Here is an 11,528-nt window from a genome sequence, read left to right as displayed (position 1 = left end):
AGTTGACTCAGGAAAAAGCGAAAACCCGCGATTACGCTTCCAGCATGGAGCAGCGTATTCGGATGCTTCAGCAGACCATCGAACAAGCGTTGCTTGAGCAAGGTCGCATAAGCGAAAGAACCGGGCCGAAGTTTGAATAACACTTTGCCGTTAACTGTGTTAGAGTAATCGCAAGAACAAAATTTCTCTGAGATGTTTGCAAGCGGGCCAGTCCCCTGAGCCGATATTTCATACCACAAGAATGTGGCGCTCCACGGTTGGTGAGCATGCTCGGTCCGTCCGAGAAGCCTTAAAACTGTGACGACGCATTCACCTTGAACCAAGGGTTCAAGGGTTACAGCCTGCGGCGGCATCTCGGAGATTCCCTTTCTTTTTCGTTTCATCCCTCACGGCTTCATCTTCAGCATTTCACTCCTTGTGTATTACACTACGCCTACATGCATACCAGGCTCACGCCATGCCGTGATAATGCCAAAGCAGGCGATCGATCATGACCCAAATTTTTGATACTCAGGCCAACCGGCAACAGATTCGTCAGCAGATTCGCCAGCGTCGACGCGCGCTGACGCCAGAACAGCAGCGGCAGTTCGCCCAACAGGGCGCGGATCGAATGATGGCCTACCCGCCGATGGTGATGGCACGCACCGTCGCGCTGTTTCTATCCTTTGATGGCGAACTCGATACCCAGCCGCTGATCGACCAGCTGTGGCGAGCCGGCAAGCGGGTCTATCTCCCCGTGCTCCACCCTTTTAGTCCGGGAAACCTGCTGTTTTTGCACTACCATCCGCATAGCGAGCTGGTGCTGAACCGGTTGCGAATTCACGAGCCGAAGCTTGATGTACGCGACGTCTTGCCGCTGAGCCAACTGGACGTACTGATCGTCCCGCTCGTCGCTTTTGATGCCTCCGGGCAGCGTCTGGGGATGGGCGGCGGATTTTACGACCGGACATTGCAAAACTGGCAGCGCTATCGCCTGCAGCCTGTCGGCTATGCCCATGACTGCCAGCAGGTCGAGGCACTGCCCGCGGAGCAGTGGGATATCCCGCTGCCCGCGGTGATAACGCCCGCAAAACTGTGGCAGTGGGCGTAGCTTATTTGCCGCCCGACGTCTTTAGTGCTCTGTGATGCCAACCGCTTAACAGGAAGATCGGTGCCGGCGCCATCTGCTGGAAAAAGTGGCCAGGGTTGTGGTACGGATTACGGCTTACATTCAGCCACACCTGCACATCAAAGCCTATCGCCACGTTGGCAGAGGTATACCTCCCGCCCACTATCAGAGTAATGGCGTGAAATTAAGCAGAGATTGATTCATCAGTTAAAGGGATCCCCGCAGGGATCCTTTCGACGAATCAGAACAGCAGACGCGCGCGGATGGTGCCAGGAATGGCTTTCATCGCCTGCAGCGCCTGTTGCGCCACATCCTCTTCCGCCTCAATATCGATAACCACATAGCCCATCTGCGGCGTGGTTTGCAGATACTGCGCCGCGATGTTGATGCCCTGAGTGGCAAAAATCTGGTTGATTGCGGTCAGCACGCCCGGACGGTTTTCATGGATGTGCAGCAAACGGCGCCCGCCGTGCAGCGGCAGAGAAACTTCCGGGAAGTTAACCGCCGAGAGCGTCGAACCGTTGTCGGAATACTTTGCCAGCTTGCCCGCCACTTCCAGACCGATATTCTCCTGCGCTTCCTGGGTAGAGCCACCGATGTGCGGCGTCAGGATTACGTTGTCGAACTCGCACAGCGGCGAGGTGAACGGGTCGCTGTTGGTGGCCGGTTCGGTCGGGAACACATCAATCGCCGCGCCCGCCAGATGCTTACGCGCCAGGGCATCGCACAGCGCCGGGATATCCACCACCGTACCGCGAGAGGCGTTGATCAGCAGCGCGCCGGGTTTCATCAGCGCCAGCTCTTCTGCACCCATCATATTTTTGGTGGAGGCATTTTCCGGCACATGCAGGCTCACCACGTCGCTCATGTTCAGCAGGTCGGAGAGGTGTTGAACCTGAGTGGCGTTGCCCAGCGGCAGTTTGCTTTCGATATCATAGAAATAAACGTGCATACCCAGCGATTCCGCCAGAATACCCAGCTGCGTGCCGATGTGCCCGTAGCCGATAATCCCCAGCTTTTTACCACGCGCCTCGAAACTCCCGACCGCCAGTTTGTTCCACACGCCGCGGTGCGCTTTGGCATTGGCTTCCGGCACGCCGCGCAGCATCAGCAGCAGCTCGCCAATCACCAGCTCCGCCACGGAGCGGGTATTCGAGAACGGGGCGTTGAACACCGGGATCCCGCGTTTCGCCGCCGCGTTTAAGTCCACCTGGTTGGTGCCGATACAGAAACAGCCAACCGCCACCAGTTTTTCCGCCGCGGCGAAGATCTCTTCAGTCAGATGAGTACGGGAACGCAGGCCAATGAAATGGGCATCACGGATCGACGCTTTCAGCTCCTCGCTGTCCAGCGCGCCTTTGTGAAATTCAATGTTGGTGTAGCCTGCCGCGCGGAGGTTCTCCAGCGCTTTCTGATGCACACCTTCAACCAGCAGAAACTTAATCTTGTCTTTTTCCAGTGATACCTTAGCCATTTCCCCGTCCTGTTTTGTCTTATCTGATGTCGTGCGGAACGAAAGTTCTTCCAGCAACATATCAAAAAAAACTATCGCGGCAATATGAACGTTTGCGTCGGCGACCTGAAGAAATATCACTCAGAGGGAAATGGCAGGACAAAACACCAGAAAGCGGGGAAAAGGTAGATTGTTACTAATACTGGTTGCATAAATGTGACAGAAGTCACTAAATTCAGCCAGGAGAAAAAATATTTGCGAGGGAGCCGCTCGCTCCCTCGATCCAGATTATTTTACGATGGTTTTTACACCATCGGCGGTACCGATGAGTGCCACATCAGCCCCGCGGTTGGCAAACAGCCCGACGGTGACAACGCCAGGAATACCGTTGATGGTATTTTCCAGCGCGACGGCATCCAGAATTTCCAGGCCGAAGACGTCAAGAATCACGTTGCCGTTGTCGGTCACCACGCCCTGACGATACTCCGGACGGCCGCCCAGCTTCACCAGCTGACGCGCCACGGCGCTGCGCGCCATCGGAATCACTTCCACCGGCAGCGGGAACGTACCAAGAATATCAACCTGCTTGGAGGCGTCGGCTATGCAGATAAACTTGTCCGCCACCGAGGCGATAATCTTCTCGCGGGTTAACGCCGCGCCGCCGCCTTTAATCATCTGCATATGGCCGTTAATCTCATCGGCGCCGTCAACGTAAATCCCCAGACGGTCAACGCTATTGAGATCGAAAACCGGGATGCCAAGGCCTTTCAGTTTTTCGGTGGAAGCATCGGAGCTGGAGACCGCGCCTTCAATCTGCCCTTTCATGGTGCCCAGCGCATCGATAAAATGCGCGGCCGTGGAGCCGGTACCGACACCGACGATGGTGCCCGGTTGTACATATTGCAATGCCGCCCAGCCTACTGCTTTTTTCAGTTCATCTTGCGTCATGATTATGGTCCGAGATGTGAATACCTGTGGCGCATTATAGAACACCAGGCGGGGAATTGTCCCTGCGGTGGGGTCACACAACTAAGCAGACCATTTTTCATCTTCATCAAAAACGAATTTATGTCATAGTGCGAGGTAATGAAAAGTGATAGGGGTACGCCAGAATAATGAAACGACCGGACTACAGAACACTACAGGCGCTGGACGCGGTGATAAGAGAACGTGGGTTTGAGCGCGCCGCGCAGAAGCTATGCATTACACAGTCCGCCGTCTCTCAGCGTATTAAACAGCTGGAAAATATGTTCGGGCAGCCGCTGCTGGTCCGTACCGTGCCGCCGCGTCCGACCGAACAAGGCCAGAAACTGTTGGCCCTGCTGCGTCAGGTTGAGCTGCTGGAAGAGGAGTGGCTGGGCGATGAGCAGACCGGCTCCACGCCGCTGCTGCTGTCGCTGGCGGTTAACGCCGACAGTCTGGCCACCTGGCTGCTGCCCGCGCTGTCCAGCGTACTTTCCGACTCCCCTATCCGCCTCAATTTGCAGGTGGAAGATGAAACCCGTACTCAGGAGCGCCTACGCCGCGGCGAAGTGGTCGGCGCGGTGAGTATCCAGCCGCAGGCGCTGCCAAGCTGCCTCGTCGATCAGCTCGGGGCACTGGACTATCTGTTCGTCGCCTCGAAAGAGTTTGCGCAACGCTACTTCCCCAATGGCGTCACCCGCTCAGCGCTGCTCAAAGCGCCGGTTGTCGCCTTCGATCATCTGGATGATATGCATCAGGCGTTTCTACAGCAGAACTTCGACCTGCCGCCGGGCAGCGTGCCTTGCCATATCGTTAACTCTTCGGAAGCCTTTGTACAGCTCGCACGTCAGGGGACCACCTGCTGTATGATCCCGCATCTGCAGATTGAAAAAGAGCTGAACAGCGGTGAGCTTATCGATTTGACGCCGGGGCTGTTTCAGCGGCGGATGCTCTACTGGCACCGCTTCGCACCGGAAAGCCGGATGATGCGCCGGGTGACCGATGCGCTGATCGACTACGGTCACAAGGTGCTGCGCCAGGACTAAGCGCGAGCGATAAAAAAAGCCACTTCCGATGAAGTGGCTTGTTTATTTGCTGACTTACTGCGCCGCTTCGGGCTGTTTCGCCGGTGCCGCAGGCGCTGATGCGGGCTGACCCGGCTGCAGTTCAAAGACCACATCGACCTGATCGTCAAACTGAATGGTCGCCTGCTCGTAGGTTTCCTGTGCGGAAACCGGGGCGGCATCGGCGGCTTTCATCATCCGCACCATCGGGCTCGGCTGATAGTTGGAGACATGATAGCGCACGCTATAGACCGGTCCCAGCTTGCTGTGGAAGCCTGACGCCAGTTCCTGCGCCTGATGCACGGCGTCATCAATTGCCGCTTTACGCGCTTTGTCTTTGTAGGTATCCGGTTGCGCAACGCCTAACGAAACGGAGCGTACTTCGTTCAGACCGGCCTTTAACGCGCCGTCCAGCAGACCATTCAGCTTGTCCAGCTGGCGCAACGTCACCTCAACGGTGCGCACCGCGCGGTAGCCTTTCAGGATGCTTTTGCCATTCTGATAATCGTAATCAGGCTGGGTACGCAGGTTGGCTGAATTAATATCTTTTTTGGCAATACCGTTCTTTTCCAGGAAAGAGAGGTACTGCGCCACGCGCTCATCGGCTTGCTTCTTCGCCGAGGCCGCATCTTTCGCCGCGACGTTAACTTCAATCGCCAGGGTGGCGATATCAGGAACCGCCGCCACGCTGGCGGTACCTGAAGTCACAATGTGTGGGCCATTCGGCAATTCATTTGCCTGCACTGCCATTGCGCTAAATCCGATTGCTGCCGCCAGGGCCATGAGTTTTAACTTCACTGTCGTTTCTCCATCTTACATTGGTCGTCCATACGCGGACGCATGCCTGCAAGCTTAACGCGTATGCGGCGAAAGTCCATCGGACAACGCTTAGTTCAATAAGGTCTGGAGATGTAATAGACCGTCCTTTGCCAGCTGCAGCGCGATAAACCACATCACCAGCCCCACCAGCACGTTAATCACCCGCTGCGCGCGCGCGGTGCGCAAACGCGGCGCCAGCCAGGCCGCCAGCAGCGCCAGGCCAAAAAACCACAGGAACGACGCGCTGATGGTCCCCAGCGCAAACCAGCGCTTCGGCTCGACGGCAAGCTGGCCGCCCAGGCTACCCAGCACCACAAAGGTATCGAGATAGACGTGGGGATTAAGCCAGGTCACCGCCAGCATGGTGACGATAATTTTCCAGCGCCCCTGCTTCATTACCTCCGCGCTGGCCAGTTCCAGGTTGCTACTCCACGCCGTTTTCAGCGCGCCAAAGCCGTACCATAGCAGAAAGGCCACGCCTCCCCAGGTCACCAGCGCCAGCAGCCACGGCGACTGCATCAGCAGCGCGCTGCCGCCAAAAATACCGGCGCAAATAAGCACCAGGTCGCTCACCGCGCACAGCAACGCAATCATTAAATGATACTGACGACGAATGCCCTGATTCATCACAAAGGCGTTTTGCGGACCAAGCGGCAAAATCATAGCCGCTCCCAGGGCAAGCCCCTGAAAGTAATACGATAACATGTTGGATTTTCCGATGAGGTCGTTAATGCAGATGAATATAACGCGCTAAAATCATTAGAGGAAATTGATAATTTTAATCATTAATAAGATTGGCTAATAACATAAAAACAATAAAGGCCAGCAGCGCTGGCCTTGTCGATAAACGGCTGTATTACTCCGCTTCTTTTTCCTGTGGACGAACCACGTGCACGTCCATCTGCGGGTACGGGAAGCTGATGCCGTTGGCGTCAAAATCGCGCTTAATGCGCTCCAGCACATCCCAGTAAACGCTTTGCAGATCGCTGCTCTGGCTCCAGACGCGTACCACGTAGTTCACCGAGGAGGCCCCCAGCTCATTCAGGCGCACGGTCATTTCGCGATCCTTGAGGATACGATCTTCCGATTCGATGATGTTCATCAGCAGCTGTTTGACTTTATCGATGTCGGCATCGTAGGAGACGCCGATGATAAACTCGTTGCGACGTACCGGTTCACGGGAGAAGTTAATGATATTGCCGGCGATAATTTTCCCGTTCGGGATGACCACGATTTTACCGTCAGCGGTACGCATGGTGGTGGAGAAAATCTGCACGCTCAGCACGGTACCGGCAACGCCGCCGAGATCAACGTATTCACCGGCGCGGAACGGGCGGAACATCACCAGCAGTACGCCAGCGGCGAGGTTAGACAGTGAACCTTGCAGCGCCAGACCAACGGCTAAACCGGCGGCACCGAGTACGGCAATCACCGAGGCCGTCTGTACGCCGACACGGCCCAATGCGGCAATCAGGGTGAACGCGATAACGGCATAACGCACCAGGGCGGAGAGAAAATCGGCAACGGTGGCGTCAATCTTACGCGCCAGCATCAGGCGGTTAACCGTGTTTGAGACGATGCGCGCCACAATCATCCCGATAATGATAATGGCTAACGCCGCAACGATGTTGACGGCATAGCTCAGCAGCAGCGCCTGGTTGCGGACCAGCCAGGTTCCCGCACCATTTATGCTGTCGACAACATTCAAATCTTCCATTTAACATTCCTTATGAATACCCGAAGGGGAATAAAAACCAGGCCTGCAAAACGGCAGGTAGGTTAAGGGTAAACAATAAGTGCATGTTTTGCCAAGTTGATCACAATTTCTCGGCAGAATATCGTATTGCTTCGATATGAAAAAGCCCGCTAATCAGCGGGCTTGTGGGTAAGAAACAGAATTTTCTTACAGAACGTCAACCGCATTCAGTTCTTTGAATGCCTGTTCCAGACGCGTCACCATGGAGGTCTGGGCAGCGCGCAGCCATACGCGCGGATCGTAGTATTTCTTGTTCGGCTGGTCTTCGCCTTTCGGGTTGCCCAGCTGGCCCTGCAGGTAAGCTTCGTTAGTTTTGTAGTACTGCAGGATACCGTCCCAGGTTGCCCATTGGGTATCGGTATCGATGTTCATTTTGATCACGCCGTAGCTAACGGAGTCTTTGATTTCCTGAGCAGAAGAACCGGAACCACCGTGGAATACGAAGTTCAGGCTGTTGTGCGGCAGGTTGTGTTTCTTAGAAACGTATTCCTGAGAGTCGCGCAGGATAGTCGGGGTCAGAACCACGTTACCCGGTTTGTACACGCCGTGTACGTTACCGAAGGAAGCCGCGATGGTGAAACGCGGGCTGATTTTGCTCAGTTCAGTGTACGCGTAATCAACGTCTTCCGGCTGGGTGTACAGAGCAGAAGCGTCCATGTGGCTGTTATCCACGCCGTCTTCTTCGCCACCGGTGCAGCCCAGTTCGATTTCCAGAGTCATGTCCAGTTTGGCCATGCGCGCGAGATATTTAGAGCAAATTTCGATGTTTTCGTGCAGAGACTCTTCAGAGAGGTCGATCATGTGAGAAGAGAACAGCGGTTTGCCGGTGGCAGCGTAGTGTTTTTCACCCGCGTCCAGCAGACCGTCGATCCACGGCAGCAGTTTCTTCGCGCAGTGGTCGGTGTGCAGGATAACCGGCACGCCGTAGTGTTCAGCCATCTGGTGAACATGATGTGCGCCAGAGATAGCCCCCAGGATTGCAGCGCCCTGCGGAACGTCGGTTTTCACGCCTTTGCCTGCGATGAACGCGGCGCCGCCGTTGGAGAACTGAACGATAACCGGAGCTTTCGCTTTTGCAGCGGCTTCCAGAACGGCGTTGATGGAGTCAGTGCCCACGCAGTTAACCGCTGGCAGAGCGAAGTTGTTTTCTTTAGCTACCTGGAACACTTTCTGAACGTCATCACCAGTGATCACGCCAGGTTTTACGAAATCAAAAATTTTAGACATGTTACGTAGTCCTGTATCTTCGGCCGTTTCAGCTCGTCATAACTCGTGCCGCCGTAGTTTGGCTGTCCTCGTTTACCCGGGTCACCTGAGTGCCTGGGATTCGCGGTGTCGCCGACCTCCGGCAACACGAATTATTTAGAGCAACAAATTGAATGTGATTTGAAAAACAGGCGGGAATTTCCCGCCTGATCAAACTTACTTCTTAGCGCGCTCTTCAAGCATTGCTACTGCTGGCAGGACTTTGCCTTCCACGAATTCGAGGAATGCGCCGCCGCCAGTGGAGATGTAGGAAATTTTGTCCGCAATACCGAACAGGTCAATCGCCGCCAGGGTGTCGCCGCCGCCGGCGATGGAGAAACCTTCGCTATCGGCGATGGCGTTAGCCACGATTTCAGTACCTTTACGGAAGTTCGGGAATTCGAATACGCCAACCGGGCCATTCCACAGAATAGTTTTGGCGTTTTTCAGGATATCAGCCAGTTTCTGTGCAGAAACGTCGCCCAGATCCAGAATCTGCTCGTCATCTTTAATATCGTTGACAGATTTCAGGGTGGCGGTCGCCGTTTCGGAGAACTCGGTGGCCACGCGAACATCGGTCGGAACCGGGATATCGCAGGTGGTCAGCAGACGTTTCGCTTCGTCAACCAGGTCAGCTTCGTACAGGGATTTACCGACGTTGTGGCCCTGAGCGGCAACGAAGGTGTTGGCGATACCGCCACCGACGATCAGCTGGTCAGCGATTTTAGACAGGGAGTCCAGAACGGTCAGTTTGGTGGAGACTTTAGAACCACCGACGATGGCGACCATCGGGCGAGCCGGCTCTTTCAGCGCTTTACCCAGCGCGTCGAGTTCTGCCGCCAGCAGCGGACCGGCGCAAGCGACGTCGGCGAATTTACCGATACCGTGGGTAGATGCCTGCGCACGGTGGGCAGTACCGAAGGCGTCCATGACGAACACGTCGCACAGCGCCGCGTATTTTTTAGACAGCGCTTCGTCGTCTTTCTTCTCGCCTTTGTTAAAGCGAACGTTTTCCAGAACAACCAGTTCACCAGCGGCAACTTCCACGCCATCCAGGTAATCTTTAACCAGACGTACCGGGTTAGACAGTTTGTCTTTCAGGTAATTAACAACCGGCAGCAGAGAGAATTCTTCGTTGTACTCGCCTTCGGTCGGACGACCCAGGTGAGAAGTGACCATCACTTTAGCACCCTGTTTCAGAGCCAGCTCAATGGTCGGCAGAGAAGCACGGATACGCGCGTCGCTGGTTACTTTCCCGTCTTTAACTGGTACGTTCAGATCAGCACGGATAAAAACGCGTTTACCAGCCAGATCCAGATCGGTCATCTTAATTACAGACATGGTGAATCCTCTCAATGATTCTTAAAGTTTTGCAGACGCCATACGCACCATCGTGAACGATGTTACGCAGGGATGTCTCACCTGAAACCAATAGCAGCCATCGCTAACGTCGTGTCGAGCATCCGGTTAGCAAAGCCCCATTCATTATCGCACCAGACCAATGTCTTGATCAGGTGAGCGCCACTGACCCGGGTTTGGGTGCCATCCACGATGGCGCTGTGCGGGTCGTGGTTAAAATCTATCGAGACTAACGGTATTTCCGTATAGTCAACTATACCATGAAATGCACCTTGTGCTGATTTTTGCAGCAACTGGTTGACTTCATTGGCCTTTACCGGTTTTTTGACCGTCACGCTAAGGTCGATCGCCGTCACATTAATCGTCGGTACGCGGACCGCAATCGCTTCAAAACGGTCATTAAACTGCGGGAAAATTCGCGTAATCCCCGCCGCAAGTTTGGTATCAACCGGAATGATCGACTGGCTGGCCGCGCGGGTACGGCGCAGGTCCGGATGATAGGCATCGATCACCTGCTGGTCGTGCATGGCAGAGTGGATAGTTGTGACCGTTCCTGACTCAATGCCATAGGCATCATCTAACAGCTTGATGACCGGGATAATGCAGTTGGTGGTGCAGGAGGCGTTGGAGACAATACGGTGCTCTGTACGCAACTCATCATCGTTCACGCCAAAAACAACGGTTGCGTCGAGATCGCTGCTGCCGGGATGGGAAAAGAGCACTTTCTTTGCCCCAGCCTGAAGATGGGCTTCGCCATGCTCACGGCTACCGTAAACGCCGGTACAATCAAGAACAATATCAACCGCCAGCTCCTGCCAAGGTAGCGCCGCTATCGAAGGCTCGTGTAGCAGGCGAATCGCATCATCGCCGACATACAGCTGTTCTCTCTCCTGGCGAACATCCCAGGCAAAGCGCCCATGGCTGGTGTCATATTTCAACAAATGCGCGATGCCCGCCGCATCCGCCAGCTCGTTGATTGCCACCACGGTAATTTCCGCACGACGCCCGGATTCATATAACGCGCGAACCACGTTGCGCCCTATGCGACCGAAGCCATTAATCGCGATGCGTATGGTCATAGGTCTCCTGCAAGGTTGTCCCTGATTTGAGATGGCTGACAGAGTAATCCAGCAACGCTCTAAGGGAAACCTTACCCGTCGCAAACTGCGACTGATTGATTAATTGTCGAACATTTAAACGACTGAAACGCTTCAGCTAGAATAAGCCAAACGAGGAATAAAAGGAATGTCTGTCCAGCGGAAGAAGTGAGTTATCTGACATACATCACATTTTGGTTGGAATAATACGCAATCTAGCGGCGGGCATCGGGAATAACGGCGACAAAAAAAGCCGGGGAAATCCCCGGCTTATTCAGTCGTTACCGCCCGGCTAAGCGGACGATTAACGATTACAGCAGCGCTTTCGCTTTCGCCACCACGTTGTCAACGGTGAAGCCAAACTCTGCGAACAGCAGCTCCGCCGGCGCAGACTCACCGAAGGTGGTCATGCCAACGATGGCGCCGTTCAGGCCGACGTATTTAAACCAGTAGTCGGCGATACCCGCTTCAACGGCCACACGAGCGGAGACCGCTTTCGGCAGCACCGATTCACGGTACGCCGCGTCCTGCTTGTCGAACGCGTCGGTGGACGGCATGGAGACCACCCTCGCCTTCACCCCTTCGGCCGTCAGTTTGTCCCACGCGGCAACCGCCAGCTCCACTTCAGAACCGGTGGCGATGAAGATCAGCTCCGGCTGCGAAC

At 55.1% G+C, this 11,528-nt stretch carries 12 protein-coding genes, 1 other RNA gene and 1 pseudogene; 4 read left to right on the top strand and 10 right to left on the bottom strand.

All coding sequences use genetic code 11. The features are described from left to right. From ACI2JR_RS21855 to ACI2JR_RS21845, 3 genes and pseudogenes are all read left to right on the top strand, one after another. Positions 1-140: pseudogene (locus ACI2JR_RS21855) on the top strand (cell division protein ZapA); the annotation flags it as partial. A gap of 41 nt (positions 141-181) precedes the next feature. Next, positions 182-365: non-coding RNA, 6S RNA (gene ssrS, locus ACI2JR_RS21850), on the top strand. Between the two features lie 125 nt (positions 366-490). Then, entirely contained in the window at positions 491-1,090 is a 600-nt protein-coding gene (locus tag ACI2JR_RS21845) for a 5-formyltetrahydrofolate cyclo-ligase (protein WP_132731940.1), read from the top strand. 1 nt (position 1,091) lies between these two features. On the opposite strand, the gene ACI2JR_RS21840 is transcribed toward ACI2JR_RS21845, so the two are convergent. From ACI2JR_RS21840 to rpiA, 3 genes are all read right to left on the bottom strand, one after another. After that, positions 1,092-1,283, bottom strand: a complete 192-nt coding sequence (locus ACI2JR_RS21840) for a DUF2238 domain-containing protein (RefSeq protein ID WP_462479476.1) — start codon at positions 1,281-1,283, stop codon at positions 1,092-1,094. A 66-nt stretch (positions 1,284-1,349) separates the two neighbouring features. After that, positions 1,350-2,582: a phosphoglycerate dehydrogenase gene (gene serA / locus ACI2JR_RS21835; protein WP_132731941.1), complete on the bottom strand. Its 1,233-nt coding sequence runs from the start codon at positions 2,580-2,582 to the stop codon at positions 1,350-1,352. Between the two features lie 267 nt (positions 2,583-2,849). Then, positions 2,850-3,509: a ribose-5-phosphate isomerase RpiA gene (rpiA, locus tag ACI2JR_RS21830; protein WP_462479461.1), complete on the bottom strand. Its 660-nt coding sequence runs from the start codon at positions 3,507-3,509 to the stop codon at positions 2,850-2,852. Positions 3,510-3,676: 167 nt separating this feature from the next. Between rpiA and argP the strand changes: the two genes are divergently transcribed. Further along, positions 3,677-4,570: a DNA-binding transcriptional regulator ArgP gene (gene argP / locus ACI2JR_RS21825; protein WP_132731943.1), complete on the top strand. Its 894-nt coding sequence runs from the start codon at positions 3,677-3,679 to the stop codon at positions 4,568-4,570. Positions 4,571-4,624: 54 nt separating this feature from the next. Here the strand turns inward: argP and ACI2JR_RS21820 are convergent, their stop codons facing one another. From ACI2JR_RS21820 to ACI2JR_RS21790, 7 genes are all read right to left on the bottom strand, one after another. After that, positions 4,625-5,386: an oxidative stress defense protein gene (locus tag ACI2JR_RS21820; RefSeq protein ID WP_132731944.1), complete on the bottom strand. Its 762-nt coding sequence runs from the start codon at positions 5,384-5,386 to the stop codon at positions 4,625-4,627. 90 nt (positions 5,387-5,476) lie between these two features. Next, complete coding sequence (argO, locus tag ACI2JR_RS21815; protein WP_132731945.1) at positions 5,477-6,112, bottom strand: arginine exporter ArgO; 636 nt, start codon at positions 6,110-6,112, stop codon at positions 5,477-5,479. A 151-nt stretch (positions 6,113-6,263) separates the two neighbouring features. Further along, a complete protein-coding gene (locus tag ACI2JR_RS21810) occupies positions 6,264-7,124 on the bottom strand; it encodes a small-conductance mechanosensitive channel MscS (RefSeq protein ID WP_462479460.1) in 861 nt (286 codons plus the stop codon). A gap of 186 nt (positions 7,125-7,310) precedes the next feature. Continuing rightward, positions 7,311-8,390, bottom strand: coding sequence for a class II fructose-bisphosphate aldolase (gene fbaA, locus ACI2JR_RS21805; RefSeq protein WP_132731947.1), 1,080 nt, complete (start codon positions 8,388-8,390; stop codon positions 7,311-7,313). Between the two features lie 195 nt (positions 8,391-8,585). Beyond that, on the bottom strand, positions 8,586-9,749 hold the full coding sequence (gene pgk / locus ACI2JR_RS21800) for a phosphoglycerate kinase (protein WP_032690798.1): 1,164 nt from the start codon (positions 9,747-9,749) through the stop codon (positions 8,586-8,588). A gap of 77 nt (positions 9,750-9,826) precedes the next feature. Next, complete coding sequence (gene epd, locus ACI2JR_RS21795; protein ID WP_462479459.1) at positions 9,827-10,846, bottom strand: erythrose-4-phosphate dehydrogenase; 1,020 nt, start codon at positions 10,844-10,846, stop codon at positions 9,827-9,829. Positions 10,847-11,175: 329 nt separating this feature from the next. Next, on the bottom strand, positions 11,176-11,528 hold a 353-nt coding region (locus tag ACI2JR_RS21790; RefSeq protein ID WP_462479458.1), incomplete at its 5' end, for a transketolase-like TK C-terminal-containing protein.

Source organism: Klebsiella sp. NPDC088457 (assembly GCF_044900465.1).
Taxonomy (GTDB): Bacteria; Pseudomonadota; Gammaproteobacteria; order Enterobacterales; family Enterobacteriaceae; genus Klebsiella.
The sequence above is the reverse complement of the archived record's forward strand: the minus strand, read 5'-3'. Positions and strand labels throughout refer to the sequence as shown.